Origin of the sequence: Streptomyces sp. BE20, assembly GCF_036322525.1 — a bacterium.
Lineage (GTDB): Bacteria > Actinomycetota > Actinomycetes > Streptomycetales > Streptomycetaceae > Kitasatospora.
On the sequence record NZ_JAQYWW010001134.1, the window covers coordinates 40,046 to 54,140 of the forward strand.

Annotated in this window: 12 protein-coding genes and 1 other RNA gene; 11 read left to right on the forward strand and 2 right to left on the reverse strand. The window is 71.5% G+C overall.

The annotated features are described in order from the left end of the window. Positions 1–7: 7 nt before the first annotated feature. On the reverse strand, positions 8–202 hold the full coding sequence (locus PUR61_RS35035; protein ID WP_329883576.1) for a hypothetical protein: 195 nt from the start codon (positions 200–202) through the stop codon (positions 8–10). A 351-nt stretch (positions 203–553) separates the two neighbouring features. Here PUR61_RS35035 and ftsE point away from each other — a divergent pair, with 351 nt between their 5' ends. The 8 genes from ftsE to PUR61_RS35075 all read left to right on the forward strand — a co-directional run bounded on the left by ftsE (position 554) and on the right by PUR61_RS35075 (position 9,675). Next, a complete protein-coding gene (gene ftsE, locus PUR61_RS35040) occupies positions 554–1,243 on the forward strand; it encodes a cell division ATP-binding protein FtsE (RefSeq protein WP_329883577.1) in 690 nt (229 codons plus the stop codon). Between the two features lie 76 nt (positions 1,244–1,319). Continuing rightward, positions 1,320–2,231 carry a permease-like cell division protein FtsX gene (ftsX, locus tag PUR61_RS35045; RefSeq protein ID WP_329883578.1) on the forward strand — a complete coding sequence of 304 codons (912 nt, stop codon included), beginning with the start codon at positions 1,320–1,322 and terminating at the stop codon, positions 2,229–2,231. A gap of 150 nt (positions 2,232–2,381) precedes the next feature. Further along, on the forward strand, positions 2,382–3,530 hold the full coding sequence (locus tag PUR61_RS35050; protein ID WP_329883579.1) for a S41 family peptidase: 1,149 nt from the start codon (positions 2,382–2,384) through the stop codon (positions 3,528–3,530). A 66-nt stretch (positions 3,531–3,596) separates the two neighbouring features. Continuing rightward, positions 3,597–4,073, forward strand: coding sequence for an SsrA-binding protein SmpB (smpB, locus tag PUR61_RS35055; RefSeq protein WP_329883580.1), 477 nt, complete (start codon positions 3,597–3,599; stop codon positions 4,071–4,073). A 105-nt stretch (positions 4,074–4,178) separates the two neighbouring features. Then, positions 4,179–4,560, forward strand: a transfer-messenger RNA (tmRNA) gene (ssrA, locus tag PUR61_RS35060). 153 nt (positions 4,561–4,713) lie between these two features. Beyond that, positions 4,714–7,029, forward strand: coding sequence for a HelD family protein (locus tag PUR61_RS35065; protein WP_329883581.1), 2,316 nt, complete (start codon positions 4,714–4,716; stop codon positions 7,027–7,029). 384 nt (positions 7,030–7,413) lie between these two features. After that, a complete protein-coding gene (locus PUR61_RS35070; protein WP_329883582.1) occupies positions 7,414–8,886 on the forward strand; it encodes an NAD-dependent malic enzyme in 1,473 nt (490 codons plus the stop codon). Between the two features lie 507 nt (positions 8,887–9,393). Next, complete coding sequence (locus tag PUR61_RS35075) at positions 9,394–9,675, forward strand: HU family DNA-binding protein (protein ID WP_030308200.1); 282 nt, start codon at positions 9,394–9,396, stop codon at positions 9,673–9,675. A gap of 93 nt (positions 9,676–9,768) precedes the next feature. On the opposite strand, the gene murA is transcribed toward PUR61_RS35075, so the two are convergent. Further along, positions 9,769–11,121, reverse strand: coding sequence for a UDP-N-acetylglucosamine 1-carboxyvinyltransferase (murA, locus tag PUR61_RS35080; protein ID WP_329883583.1), 1,353 nt, complete (start codon positions 11,119–11,121; stop codon positions 9,769–9,771). Positions 11,122–11,474: 353 nt separating this feature from the next. Between murA and PUR61_RS35085 the strand changes: the two genes are divergently transcribed. From PUR61_RS35085 to PUR61_RS35095, 3 genes are all read left to right on the forward strand, one after another. Then, positions 11,475–12,059, forward strand: a complete 585-nt coding sequence (locus PUR61_RS35085; protein WP_329883584.1) for a YqgE/AlgH family protein — start codon at positions 11,475–11,477, stop codon at positions 12,057–12,059. A gap of 62 nt (positions 12,060–12,121) precedes the next feature. Then, positions 12,122–12,394 (forward strand): DUF3039 domain-containing protein, encoded by a 273-nt coding sequence (locus PUR61_RS35090; protein WP_327677380.1) that lies wholly within the window; start codon positions 12,122–12,124, stop codon positions 12,392–12,394. Positions 12,395–12,474: 80 nt separating this feature from the next. Then, entirely contained in the window at positions 12,475–14,085 is a 1,611-nt protein-coding gene (locus PUR61_RS35095) for a beta-N-acetylhexosaminidase (protein ID WP_329883585.1), read from the forward strand. Positions 14,086–14,095 lie beyond the last annotated feature (10 nt).

Sequence of the window (14,095 nt, forward strand, 5' to 3'; positions counted from 1 at the left end):
GTCCCGGTCAGGCCAGCGCCTGCCGCGCGAGCAGCGCCACCGCGAGCAGTCCGGCCAGGACGGCCAGCAGCATCGCGGGGGAGAGCGCGGCGAACGGGTTCTGCTGCTCCTGCAGCCTGGCCCGGGTGGCACGGCACGTGGGGCAGCGGCCCTCGCTCACTCGGCCGTTGCAGTTGGCGCACACCAGATGGTCGCAGGTCATGCGATCTCCTCCTCGCTGCTACAGCCAACGCACCGGACCGGGCCTTGGTTCCTTCATGTGCCCTGTGCGGGGGATCGGTCAACCCCGACCGCCACCTCCACTCTGCCAGGTTCTCTGCATTCCGGCCCCCGGGCTGTGAGATGGCTCCCAATATTCGGGGCAAAGCCGGTCATTCTCCCCCAGGTTTCCGGTTCCGTCGAGGCCCGAGCCTGCGAGCGCGGCGTCGCTTCGCGTATGGTCCCAAGCCGGGAGCGGCCCTTTCGCTCCCCTCGCCCGCCCCTGGGCCGGGCAAGCCGAGGGGTGGACCGACCGAGGACTGGCGCCGCCTAGGATGGCCTCCGTGATGCAGCCGTGATCAGATTCGACAACGTCTCCAAGACCTATCCCAAGCAGAATCGTCCCGCCCTGGACAACGTCTCGCTGGAGATCGAGAAGGGTGAGTTCGTCTTCCTGGTCGGCTCGTCCGGCTCGGGCAAGTCCACCTTCCTGCGCCTCTGCCTGCGCGAGGAGCGCCCCAGCACGGGCGAGGTGCACGTGCTCGGCAAGGACCTGGGCAAGCTCTCCAACTGGAAGGTGCCGCACATGCGCCGCCAGCTGGGCACCGTCTTCCAGGACTTCCGCCTGCTGCCGAACAAGACGGTCTCGCAGAACGTGGCCTTCGCCCTCGAAGTGATCGGCAAGCCGAAGAGCGCCATCAACAAGGTGGTGCCCGAGGTGCTCGACCTGGTCGGTCTCGGCGGCAAGGAGGACCGCATGCCGGGCGAGCTGTCCGGTGGTGAGCAGCAGCGCGTGGCGATCGCCCGGGCGTTCGTGAACCGCCCGATGCTGCTGATCGCGGACGAGCCCACCGGAAACCTCGACCCGCAGAACTCGATCGGCATCATGAAGCTGCTCGACCGGATCAACCGCACCGGCACCACCGTGCTGATGGCCACCCACGACCAGGCCATCGTCGACCAGATGCGCAAGCGCGTCATCGAGCTCGACAAGGGGCTGCTGGTCCGCGACCAGGCCCGCGGCGTCTACGGATACCAGCACTGATCCCTCAGCGCTGAGCCCGTGGGCAGCCCGCCCGCCTCGCCCGACCAGCAGTACCGACCCTGGAGTTGTTGAACGCATGCGCGCCCAGTTCGTCCTGTCGGAGATCGGTGTGGGTCTCCGCCGCAACCTGACGATGACCATCGCGGTGGTCGTCAGTGTCGCGCTCTCCCTCGCCCTCGCCGGTGCCTCGCTCCTGGTCCGGGACCAGGTGAACTCCATGAAGGGGTACTGGTACGACAAGGTCGAGGTCAGCATCTACTTCTGCACCAAGTCGGACGCCCGCAACTCGCCGCAGTGCCAGGCGGGCGCGGCCACCGACCAGCAGATCGCCGAGATCAAGACCCAGCTGGACAAGATGGACTCGGTGGTCCAGTCCTCGACCTTCGAGAACTCCGCCGAGGCGTACAAGCACTGGAAGGAGATGAACCCGGACAACCCGCTCATCTCCGTCCTCGGCCCGGAGGCCATTCCGCAGTCCTGGCGGGTGAAGCTCAAGGACCCGACCAAGTACGACGTCATCCAGAGCGCCTTCGCCGGCAAGCCCGGTGTGAAGTCGGTCGAGGACCAGCGGAAGATCCTGGAGAACCTCTTCGGTCTGCTGAACGGTCTGCAGACGGCGGCGTTCGTGATCATGGTGCTGATGCTCTTCGTCGCCCTGCTGCTGATCGTCAACACCGTTCGGGTGTCGGCGTACAGCAGGCGGCGTGAGACCGGCATCATGCGCCTGGTCGGTGCCTCGAACTTCTACGTGCAGATGCCGTTCATCGCCGAGGCCGCGTTCTCCGCGCTGCTCGGTGCGGTGATGGCCTCCGGCCTGCTGCTCTGCGGCCACTTCTTCGTCCACAGCTGGCTGGCCGAGCGGGTCCAGTTCATCAACTTCATCGGGCTCGGCTCGGTGCTGGCGGTGATACCGCTGCTGGTGGTGGTCGGCATGGCGATGGCCGGCATCGCGGCCTTCTTCACCCTGCGGAAGTACCTCAAGGTCTAGCACCGCCTCAAGGCCCGGCACCGCGCCGGGCCCGACGGCTCCGAGGGCCCCGGCGGCCCCGGACGGCACTGCGCCGTCCGGGGCCGCCGCCGTTCCGCCGCCGACCGTTCCGGCCCGGTGTGCTCCGCGCTGCGCCTACACTCCGATTCCATGCCAGTAACTCCGCGCGGGGCCCGTCAGGTGGCCACCCTCAGCCTGGTGTTCGGTGTGGTGCTGCTGGCCGGCGCCGCCACCGGCGCCTGGGGGGAGCCGGGCACGCCGGGCCGGCCGCCGTCGGCGGACACCGCCCCGGTCGCCGCCGCGACCCTCGGGGCGGGCCAGGACCCGGCCGGCGCCGACCTGTCCGAACAGCAGGCCGAGCACCTCATCGGTGCGGTCGGCGACCGCTGGGGCGCCTACTACAGCGCGCAGGAGTACGCCGAGTTCAGCCAGGGCCTGGGCGGCCGCTACGTCGGGGTCGGCCTCTCGGTCGGCCGCGGCCAGGACGGCGCCACCGCCGTCTCCCGGGTGCAGCCCGCCGGGCCCGCCGCCGCCGCCGGGATCGCGGTCGGCGACCGGCTGCTGCGGATCGGCGCCGACCAGGCCGACCACCTGCCCGTCACCGAGGTGGTCGCCCGGTTGCGCGGACGCGAGGACGCCGAGCGGCAGGTCGGCTCCGAGGTGGTCCTGGCGGTGCAGCGGGGGGAGGGCGAGGTCCGCGAGGTGCGCCTGCGCCGGGCCCTGCTGGACAGTCAGCAGGTGGCCGCCGAACGCCTGGCGGGCGGCGTCGTCCGGGTCACCGTCCGGGCCTTCACCAGCGGGGTGGCCGAGCAGGTCCGGGCCGCCGTGCGTGACGCGCGGGCCGGGGTGGTGCTCGACCTGCGCGGCAACTCCGGCGGGCTGGTCGAGGAGGCCGCCGGCACCGCAGGGGTCTTCCTGGACGGCGGCCCGGTCGGCTCCTACCAGGACCGCGGGGGGACGCGCGAGCTGACCGCCCCGCCCGGCGGGGACCAGCGCACACCGCTCGTCGTCCTGGTGGACGGCGGCACGATGAGCGCCGCCGAGCTGCTCACCGGAGCGCTCCAGGACCGCGGCCGGGCCGTGGTGGTCGGGAGCAGGACGTTCGGCAAGGGCACCGTGCAGCAGCCCAGCCGGCTCGCCGACGGCGCGGTGCTGGAACTGACCGTCGGCCGCTACTTCACCCCGGCCGGCCGCTCCCCGGAGGGCACCGGCCTGGCCCCGGACGTGCCCGCGGCCGACGCCGAGGACACCGCCGGACTCGCCCTGCGGGTGCTCGCCGGCCTGGGCACCCGCGCCTGAACCCCGGCGCGCGCGCCCAAAAGGGGCTGCCCCGACCGGCCCCGAAGTGCGAGAATGGCCGACGCTATGGCAAAGGAAACCGGACAGAAGCTGATCGCGCAGAACAAGAAGGCGCGACACGAGTACACCATCCTCGACACCTACGAGTGCGGTCTCGTGCTCACCGGCACCGAGGTGAAGTCACTGCGCGAGGGTCGGGCCAACCTGGTCGACGGCTACGCGTACATCCAGAACCACGAGGCGTGGATCGACAACGTCTTCATCCCCGAGTACACCCAGGGGACGTGGACCAACCACGCGGCACGGCGCAAGCGCAAGCTGCTCCTGCACAGGATGGAGATCCAGAAGATCGAGGCGAAGGTCCGGGACGCGGGCCACACCCTCGTCCCGCTCTCGCTGTACTTCAAGGACGGCCGGGTGAAGCTCGAACTGGCGCTCGCGATCGGCAAGAAGCTCTACGACAAGCGGCAGACCCTGAGGGAGAAGCAGGACACCCGCGAGACGGCCCGCGCGGTGGCGGCGGCCCGCCGGCGTCAGAGCTGACACGGACGGCTCGGCGTTAATCGGCTGGACCCTCGCCCGTCGCCTCGCGTAGTATGGCGGCAGCACCACGGACGGTCAACGTCCTGTTGTTTCTCAAAAAAACATGGGGATGATCGGTTTCGACAGGGGAAGTCGAAACAGGAGAAGCGAGCCGAGGAACGCGGCAATGATCTCGTTAACCACGTGTCGCAAACAAATAATCGCCAACTCTAAGAGCGATTCCCAGCAGTTCGCTCTCGCTGCCTAATAAGCTCCGATAGCGCTTGGGTGTCAGACCGGGGAGTTCCCGACCCGGACCCTGGCATAATCTAGGGAACTCAACCGTCCGCCCGGGCTGCGGGGGTGGATGGGAAATCAAACAGTAGCTGGGCCTGTTGGCGGCTTGTCCGCGTGACTGCCAGGGCCGAGAAAATCACAGCGGACTGCGCTCGGAGAAGTCCTGAATCCACTCCACTGGACCCGGGTTCGATTCCCGGCATCTCCACCACCCCATGTTCACAGTGTGCAGGCCGCCCACCGCTCAGCGGTGGGCGGCCTGCATGTTTTTCGCTCCCGATGCGGCGCGCCACCGCGGTCGCGGCGTAGGATCTTCCGTCCGCTCGTTTCCCAGAGCCGGACTCCCGCCGCAACCACCGAGGCCATGCAGAGCAACACGGACACCAGCAACACGGGCAGCGCCGCCATCGACCACGAGACGGTCCGCGCGCGAGAGATCGCCGGGGAGCAGCGCCACCTCGACACCGTCTACCACCGCCTGGAGGAGAAACTCGCCGAGGCCGAGTACATCCTGGAGGACGCCGCCAAGCGCGTGCACGTCGGCACCCCCGGCGCGCTCGCCGAGCGGGACGCCCAGGTGTACCGGGCCGGCGCGCACCTCCAGCGGCTCAACAACGAGTTCGAGGACTTCCTCTTCGGTCGGATCGACCTCCAACAGCCGGATGCCCCGGAGGAGCACGGCATCCCCTCCAACACCCCGCTCGACCCGGCCGACCCGGCCGTCGCCGAGACCCTGCACATCGGCCGGCTCGGAGTGCTGGACGCCGAGTACGGCCCGCTGGTGATCGACTGGCGGGCCCCGGCCGCGGCGCCGTTCTACCGGTCGACCCCGCTGGAGCCCGGTCGGGTGATCCGCCGCCGGGTGATCCGCTCCAAGGGCCGCAAGGTGATCGGCGTCGAGGACGACCTGCTCCGCCCCGACCTCACGCCCACGCTGGGTGGCGAGGAACTGGCGGTGGTCGGCGACGGCGCACTGATGGCCTCCCTGGGCCGCGCCCGCAGCCACTCGATGCGCGACATCGTCTCCTCCATCCAGAAGGAGCAGGACGAGGTGATCCGCGCCCCCGCGGCCGGGGCCACGCTCGTCACCGGCGGGCCCGGTACCGGCAAGACCGCCGTGGCCCTGCACCGCGCTGCCTTCCTGCTCTACCAGGACCGCCGCCGCTACGCCGGGGGCATCCTGGTGGTCTCGCCGACCCCGCTGCTGGTCTCCTACACCGAGGGCGTGCTGCCCTCGCTGGGCGAGGAGGGCCAGGTCGCCGTCCGCGCGGTCGGTTCGCTGGTGGACGGCATCGAGGCGGGCACCTACGACACCCCGGAGGCGGCCCGGATCAAGGGCTCGGCCCGGATGACGCACCTGCTGCGCCGGGCCGCCCGGGGCGTGCTGGAGCTGGGCGCGCCGCAGGAGCTGAAGGTGGTCGCGCGCGGCGAGGTGCTGCGGCTGGACGCCGGCCGGCTCAAGGCGGTGCGCGGCAACGTCATCGGCTCGGGCGGCACCCCGCTGAACCTGCTCCGCCCGCGGGCCCGCCGGCTGCTGCTGGACGCGCTCTGGCAGGAGGTCACCCGCCACCTGCCCAGACCCACCGACCACTACGCCCGCGAGCAGCGTCAGGAGGAGAAGGAGTCCTTCGACGACTACGTCTCGGACGAGCCGCCGTTCCTGAACTTCCTGGACGCCTGGTGGCCCGTGGTCACCCCGCGCCGGGTGCTCGGCACGCTGAAGCGGACCCGGCACACCAACCGGATCGCCCGCCGCGCCGTCACCCCCGAGGAGGCGAGGGTGCTGGCCGAGTCCTGGCGGCACCTGTCCGAGCAGGGCGAGGGCGCGCTCTCCGCGCACGACGTGGCGCTGGTGGACGAGCTGCAGGTGCTGCTCGGCGAGGCGGCCCGGCCGAAGGTGCGCGAGGTCGACGCGGTGGACCTGCTGACCGGGCTGGAGGAGGTCACCACCTTCGCCGACCGTTCGTCGAGGCAGCGCGACCGCATGCCGGTGGAGCGCACCGAGTACGCGCACATCATCGTCGACGAGGCGCAGGACCTCACCCCGATGCAGTGGCGGATGATCGGCCGCCGGGCCCGGACGGCCACGTGGACCATCGTCGGCGACCCGGCGCAGTCCTCCTGGCCGTTCCCGCAGGAGGCCCAGGCCGCGCTGGACGACGTGCTGTCCGGCAAGCCGCGGCGCCGCTACACGCTGACCGTGAACTACCGGAACCCGGCCGAGATCGCGGAGGTGGCGGCCAAGGTCCTGGCCCTGGCGGCGCCCGGCACGCCGTCACCGAGCGCGGTGCGGCACGTGGGTGTCGAGCCGCGGTTCACGGCGGTGACCGACCCGGCGCCGGAGGCGTTCGGCGCGGCGTGCCGGGCCGAGCTGGAGCGGCTGCTGGGAGAGGTGGACGGCACGGTGGCCGTCGTGGTGCCGATGGACCGGCGGGCCGAGGCGGCCGGCTGGACCGCGGGGCTGGGCGAGCGCGTGGTGGCGCTGGGCAGCCTGGAGGCCAAGGGCCTGGAGTACGACGCGACCGTGGTCGCCGACCCGACCGGCATCGCCGGCGAGTCGGAGGCGGGGCTGCGGGTGCTCTACGTGGCGCTGACCCGGGCCACCCAGCGGCTGACGGTGCTGTCCGGTCCGGACGACCTGCCGGACGCGGCCGGCGTGCCCGCGCTGCTGCGCGACTGACGGGCCGTCGGGCGGGCCCTCGCCGGGGCCCGCCCGACGGGTGCGTCCCCGGGCGCGCCGACGGCCCCCGTCGACACCGAAGGCCCCTCACCCGCCGGGTGAGGGGCCTTCAGAAGCTACGACACCGACCCGCCATGCTCGCCTCGCGGCAAGTGGTCCCTCGAAGGGACGAAGGTTGGGCCCGGGGGCTTGGATCGAGCCGGTGTCCCGTCCAATGTAACGCATCGGGCCGCTGAGGCAAGAAGTTGTCGGGTCCGCACACTCAATGAACGTTATTTCTGACTACGCCCTGGTAGGTGCGACGATCGAGGTCTAGCATGCGCAGGCGAGAGCCCTCAACAATTTGTTGAACTCGCAGACGGACGGACGGAAGAAGGAACGTCGATGGCGACGGTGCCCAGTGTCTCGAACTCGATCACGGTGCGGCTGGAGGTTCCGGCCAGAGGCAACGCCGTCAGCGCGATCACCACGGCGGTCGAGTCCTCCGGCGGCTCGGTGACGGGTCTCGACGTGACCGCCTCCGGCCTGGAGGCGCTGCGGATCGACGTGACGGTGGCCGCCTTCTCGGTCGCGCACGGCGAGGAGATCGTCGAGAAGCTCCGGGCCATCGACGGCGTGGCGATCGGCAAGGTGTCGGACCGGACCTTCCTGATGCACCTCGGCGGCAAGATCGAGATGTCCTCGAAGCTGCCGATCCGCAACCGTGACGACCTCTCGATGATCTACACCCCGGGGGTCGCCCGGGTCTGCCTGGCGATCGCCGAGAACCCCGAGGACGCACGCCGCCTCACGATCAAGCGCAACAGCGTCGCCGTGGTCACCGACGGCTCGGCCGTGCTGGGCCTGGGCAACATCGGTCCGGCCGCCGCCCTGCCGGTGATGGAGGGCAAGGCCGCCCTGTTCAAGCGGTTCGCCGGCATCGACGCCTGGCCGATCTGCCTGGACACCCAGGACACCGACGAGATCGTGGCCGTCGTCAAGGCGATCGCCCCGGGCTTCGCCGGCATCAACCTGGAGGACATCTCGGCGCCGCGCTGCTTCGAGATCGAGGCCCGGCTGCGCGAGGCTCTGGACATCCCGGTCTTCCACGACGACCAGCACGGCACCGCGATCGTGGTGCTGGCGGCCCTCACCAACGCGCTCAAGGTGGTCGGCAAGGAGATCGCCGACATCCGGGTGGTGATGTCGGGCGCCGGCGCCGCCGGTACCGCGATCCTCAAGCTGCTGCTGGCCGCCGGCGTCGAGCACGCCACGGTGGCGGACGTGAGGGGCGTGGTCCACGAGGGCCGCGACGACCTCAACGAGAGCCTGCGCTGGATCGCCGAGCACACCAACCGCTCGGGCCGCACCGGCAGCCTCAAGGAGGCCGTGGCGGACGCCGACGTCTTCATCGGCGTCTCGGCCCCGAACGTGCTGGACGGCGACGACCTGGCCACCATGGCCGAGGACGCGATCGTCTTCGCGCTGGCCAACCCGGACCCGGAGGTCGACCCGGCGGTGGCCCGCCAGACCGCCGCGGTGGTCGCCACCGGCCGCAGCGACTTCCCGAACCAGATCAACAACGTGCTGGTCTTCCCGGGTGTCTTCCGCGGCCTGCTGGACGCCCAGAGCCGCACGGTCAACACCGAGATGATGATCGCCGCCGCCCGGGCGCTGGCCGCCACCGTCGGCGACGACGAGCGGAACCCGAACTACATCATCCCGAGCGTGTTCCACAAGGACGTCGCCAAGACCGTGGCCTCCGCCGTCCGGGACGCCGCCCTGGCCGCGGCCTCGGAGGCGCCCGCCCCGTGGCGGCCGACCCCGGGCATCGTGGGGACGCTCGACACCGCGTCCTTCCCCTCCGTCAAGCTCTGACCGGGCCGCTCGGCCCGTGTCGCGCATCGGTCAAATGACCGAATAGCGACCTTACCCGCCCAATCCCGCCCCGAACCCTTGCGACACAAGGGCGAGGGGCGTGTTTGGGCTTGTCGGACCTAGGGCGTACGGTAGCCCTGCACGGGGCAGGCGTGTCCGACAAGTACGGAACGTCCCCCTGGTCTTCCGGCGCGTCGTCCCGACCGCCGCCCGCGCCCGGTCCGCCGGAGCCGACGGAGCGTCACACCTCCGGCGGGCGGGCGCTGTTCGGGTCGTGACGCCGGGGCCCGATTGGCTTTCTCGGGGCCGGTCGGGGCAGGATTCGTATCCGGGCAGGCAGGCGGGCCTTCGAGGGCACGGCGCGCGGCACTGGGTGCGGACCCGGCCCGCGACCACGCATTGCCTGCATGAGCACAGTGTGCGGACCTGCGGCCCATCCGGGTGCCCCCCGGTGGGAGCACCGATGGGCCCCCGCACACCGCAAGCGAACAGACCACAGGAGTACACATGAACCGCAGTGAGCTGGTGGCCGCGCTGTCCGAGCGCGCCGAGGTGACCCGCAAGGACGCCGACGCCGTTCTGGCCGCCTTCGCCGAGATCGTCGGCGAGGTCGTCGCCAAGGGCGACGAGAAGGTCACCATCCCCGGTTTCCTGACCTTCGAGCGCACCCACCGCGCCGCCCGCACCGCCCGCAACCCGCAGACCGGCGAGCCGATCCAGATTCCCGAGGGCTACAGCGCCAAGGTCAGCGCCGGCTCCAAGCTGAAGGAAGCCGCCAAGGGCGCCTGAACCACCCCTTGAACGCCTGAGAGGCCGGGCTCCCCGTGAGGGGGGCCCGGCCTCTCGCCGTCGGCCGCCGCCGGGCGGCGGCCGACGGACCGGTCAGGCGCCGACCAGCTGCTCGCTCGGGAGTCCGTTGGGCAGCTCGACGTGGGCGCCGAGGTCGCGCAGCTTGTCCATGAAGTTCTCGTAGCCGCGGTTGATCAGGTCGATGCCGTGCACGGTCGAGGTGCCCTCGGCCGCCAGCGCCGCGATCAGGTACGAGAAGCCGCCGCGCAGGTCCGGGATGACCAGCTCGGAGCCCATCAGCTTGGACGGCCCGGAGACCACCGCGGAGTGCAGGAAGTTGCGGGCGCCGAAGCGGCACGGGGTGGCGCCCAGGCACTCGCGGTAGAGCTGGATGTGGGCACCCATCTGGTTCAACGCGCCGGTGAATCCGAGCCGCGACTCGTACACCGTCTCGTGGACGATGGACAGGCCGGCCGCCTGGGTCAGCGCGACCACCAGCGGCTGCTGCCAGTCGGTCTGGAAGCCCGGGTGCACGTCGGTCTCCAGGGCGATCGCCTTGAGCTCGCCGCCCGGGTGCCAGAACCGGATGCCCTCGTCGTCCACCTCGAAGGCGCCGCCGACCTTCCGGAAGGTGTTGAGGAAGGTCATCATCTCCAGCTGGCGGGCACCGCGGACGTAGATGTCGCCCTTGGTGGCCAGGGCCGCGCAGGCCCAGGAGGCGGACTCCAGGCGGTCCGGCAGCGCGCGGTGGTTGTAGCCGTTCAGCTCGTCGACGCCGGTGATCAGGATGGTGCGGTCGGTGCCCATCGAGATGATCGAGCCCATCTTCTGCAGCACGCAGATCAGGTCGACGATCTCCGGCTCGATGGCGGCGTTGCGCAGCTCGGTGACGCCCTCGGCGAGGACGGCGGTGAGCAGCACCTGCTCGGTGGCGCCGACCGACGGGTAGGGCAGCTCGATCCGGGTGCCGCGCAGCCGCTGCTGGGCCACCAGGTAGGTGCCCTGCGGGTGCTTCTCGATGGTCGCGCCGAACTGGCGGAGCACCTCGAAGTGGAAGTCGACCGGTCGGCCGCCGATGTCGCAGCCGCCGAGGCCCGGGATGAAGGCGTGGCCGAGCCGGTGCAGCAGCGGGCCGCAGAAGAGGATCGGGATCCGCGAGGAGCCCGCGTGCGCGTCGATGTCGGCGACGTTGGCGCTCTCCACGTGGGACGGGTCGAGGATCAGCTCACCCTCTTCGTCGCCGGTGCGCACGGTGACCCCGTGCAGCTGGAGCAGACCGCGGACCACCTTGACGTCGCGGATGTCCGGGACGTTGCGCAGTCTGCTGGGTCCCTGGCCGAGCAGGGCGGCGACCATGGCCTTGGGGACCAGGTTCTTCGCACCGCGGACGCGGATCTCGCCTTCGAGCGGGTTTCCGCCGTGGACCAGCAGGACGTCGTCGGTCATCGTTCTCGCAATCCGGGGTGCCAGAGGAGTGGGTGGGGCTCTGCGAGGAGCCGTGCGGTGGACCGTTTCACGGACGAGTCGGGCCCCCGGCGTGACCGAGTCGGCACCGTGGAGGGGCGTCCACCATCAGTAGATGGTAGTGGTCGCGCCGACGGTTCCCGTGAGCCTCTCCCGTGATGGTGCTCTCCCCGGGCCGCAGGCCGCGCGCCGGTACGCCCGTACGGGTGTTCGCCGCGTGTTCGCCGGGTGTCGACCGGGTGTCGGCCCGGCGGACCGCCGCGTGCCCCGCGGGCCCTCGGCCGGTCCCCGGTTTCGGGTGTCCGCCCCCGGGGGTCTGCGGGATCATGTGAGGCATGACGGCGGCCCATTCGCACGGAGGCCGGTCCCACACCGGCCGCTTGCTCGTCGCGACGCCCGTGCTCACCGACCCCAACTTCGCCCGGGCGGTGGTGCTCCTCCTCGACCACGACGTCGAGGGGGCGCTCGGTGTGGTCCTCAACCGGCCGACGCCGATCGAGGTGGGCAGCGTGCTGGACGGCTGGGGCGTGCTGGTGGGGCAGCCGGCCGTGGTGTTCCAGGGCGGACCGGTGGCACTGGACTCGGCGCTCGGGCTGGCCGTGGCGCCGGGGGAGCCGGGCACCGGCGAACCGCTCGGCTGGCGGAGGGTGCACGGCGCGATCGGCCTGGTCGACCTGGAGGCGCCGCCCGAGGTGCTGGCCGGCGAGCTCGGGGCGCTGCGGATCTTCGCCGGGTACGCGGGTTGGGCGCCCGGGCAGCTGGAGTCCGAGGTCACCAGCGGCGCCTGGTACCTGGTGGACTGCGAGCCGGGGGACATCTCCAGCCCGGAGCCGGAACGGCTCTGGCGCGCGGTGCTGCGCCGCCAGCGCGGCCCGATGGCGCTGCTCGCGACGTACCCCGACGACCCCACCCTGAACTGACCGGAGCGGCTCCCGTCGCGATACTGGCCCGGTTTTGCGGGGCGCCCATAGACTTGGCACCTATGAGCACTCTTGAGCCCGAGCGCGGCCTCGGCACCGGCACCCTGGTCGAGCCCGTCCCGCAGGTGTCCAACGGGGACGGCGACCACGAGCGCTTCGCCCACTACGTCCAGAAGGACAAGATCATGGAGAGCGCGCTCTCCGGGTCCCCCGTGGTGGCGCTGTGCGGCAAGGTGTGGGTGCCCGGGCGCGACCCGAAGAAGTACCCGGTGTGTCCGATGTGCAAGGAGATCTACGACGGCATCGGCAAGCCGCAGGGCGGCGACGACAAGTAGCGGCCTGCCCCGCATGTGAGGTCTGGACCATTTTGCAAACTGGTCTATGCCCGTGGCCGGGCCGGGGGCAGGATGGCGGAATGGACCTCATTCCCGCCCCCTTGAGCTCCGTCCGCCTCCCGGACCAGGACTTCTCCCTCGACCAGACCACCACCCTGACCGCGCCGCCGGCGCTGGCCGGGGCCGAACGGTGGCTGCGCTCCTCACTGGCCGCCGCCACCGGCCTTCCGCTGGCCCCGGGCCGGCCCGGGGAGGGAGTCGAACTGGTCCTCGACGAGACGCTGGCCGGCGAGGCGTACCGGCTCTCGGTGCGCCCCGGCCACGCCGTGATCACCACCGGCGGGCCGGCCGGCGCGCTCTGGGGCGCCCAGACGCTGCGCCGGCTGCTCGGCCCGGACGCCTACCGGCGCGCTCCGCTGCGCTCCGCCGGCTGGGTGCTGCCCGGCACCGACGTCGAGGACGCGCCGCGGTTCGGCTGGCGCGGCGTCCTGCTGGACGTCGCCCGGCACTTCCTGCCCAAGTCCGACCTGCTCCGCTTCGTGGACCAGCTCTCCGCGCACAAGCTCAACGTGCTGCACCTGCACCTGACCGACGACCAGGGCTGGCGGGTGGAGATCAAGCGCTACCCGCGGCTCACCGAGCTGGCCTCCTGGCGCGAGCGCTCGATGGTCGGCTTCCGGGCCGGCGAGCGCCGCGACGACCGCCCGCACGGCGGCTTCTACACCCAGGACGACCTCCGCGAGATCGTCGCCTACGCCGCCGAACGGGGCGTCACCGTCGTCCCGGAGATCGACCTGCCGGGCCACACCCAGGCCGCCGTGGTCGCCTACCCCGAGCTGGGCAACACCGACGTGGTGGACACCGCGGCGCTCGGGGTCTGGACCGACTGGGGCGTCAGCCAGAACGTGCTCAACCCCTCCGAGGCCACCCTCCGGTTCTTCGAGGGGGTCCTGGAGGAGGTCCTGGAGCTCTTCCCGTCCGAGTTCGTCCACCTCGGCGGCGACGAGTGCCCCAAGGAGCAGTGGAAGGAGAGCGCCGCCGCGCAGGCGCGGATCCGCGAACTCGGCCTGGCCAACGAGGACGAGCTGCAGAGCCACATCATCCGGCACTTCGACGGCTGGCTCGCCGAGCGGGGCCGCCGGCTGATCGGCTGGGACGAGATCCTGGAGGGCGGACTGGCGCCCGGCGCCGCGGTCTCCTCCTGGCGCGGCTACGGCGGCGGGATCGCCGCCGCCGAGGCCGGGCACGACGTGGTGATGTGCCCCGAGCAGCACGTCTACCTGGACCACCGGCAGGCTTCGGGGGAGGACGAGCCGATCCCGGTCGGCTTCGTCCGGACCCTGGAGGACGTCTACCGCTTCGAGCCGGTGCCGGCGCAGCTCGACGAGGTGGCGGCCCGGCGGGTGATCGGCACCCAGGCCAACCTGTGGAGCGAGTTCATGGACAGCGCCCGGGACATCGACTACCGGGCCTTCCCCCGGCTCGTGGCCTTCGCCGAGGTCGCCTGGTCCGCGCTGCCGGCCGATCCCGCGGAGCGCGACTTCGCCGGCTTCGAGCAGCGGATGGAGGCCCACCGGGAGGTGCTGGACGCGCTCGGCGTCGAGTACCGGCCGGCCGGCGGTCCGCACCCCTGGCAGAAGTGGCCCGGGGTGCTGGGACGGCCGATCGAGGGGCTTCCGCCGCTGGTCTGACGGGGCGGCC

Coding starts and splice junctions, on each gene's coding strand:
- PUR61_RS35035 (WP_329883576.1), bottom strand. CDS start 202: ATGACCTGCGACCATCTGGTGTGCGCCAACTGCAACGGCCGAGTGAGC.
- ftsX (WP_329883578.1), top strand. CDS start 1,320: ATGCGCGCCCAGTTCGTCCTGTCGGAGATCGGTGTGGGTCTCCGCCGC.
- PUR61_RS35050 (WP_329883579.1), top strand. CDS start 2,382: ATGCCAGTAACTCCGCGCGGGGCCCGTCAGGTGGCCACCCTCAGCCTG.
- smpB (WP_329883580.1), top strand. CDS start 3,597: ATGGCAAAGGAAACCGGACAGAAGCTGATCGCGCAGAACAAGAAGGCG.
- PUR61_RS35065 (WP_329883581.1), top strand. CDS start 4,714: ATGCAGAGCAACACGGACACCAGCAACACGGGCAGCGCCGCCATCGAC.
- PUR61_RS35070 (WP_329883582.1), top strand. CDS start 7,414: ATGGCGACGGTGCCCAGTGTCTCGAACTCGATCACGGTGCGGCTGGAG.
- PUR61_RS35075 (WP_030308200.1), top strand. CDS start 9,394: ATGAACCGCAGTGAGCTGGTGGCCGCGCTGTCCGAGCGCGCCGAGGTG.
- murA (WP_329883583.1), bottom strand. CDS start 11,121: ATGACCGACGACGTCCTGCTGGTCCACGGCGGAAACCCGCTCGAAGGC.
- PUR61_RS35085 (WP_329883584.1), top strand. CDS start 11,475: ATGACGGCGGCCCATTCGCACGGAGGCCGGTCCCACACCGGCCGCTTG.
- PUR61_RS35090 (WP_327677380.1), top strand. CDS start 12,122: ATGAGCACTCTTGAGCCCGAGCGCGGCCTCGGCACCGGCACCCTGGTC.
- PUR61_RS35095 (WP_329883585.1), top strand. CDS start 12,475: ATGGACCTCATTCCCGCCCCCTTGAGCTCCGTCCGCCTCCCGGACCAG.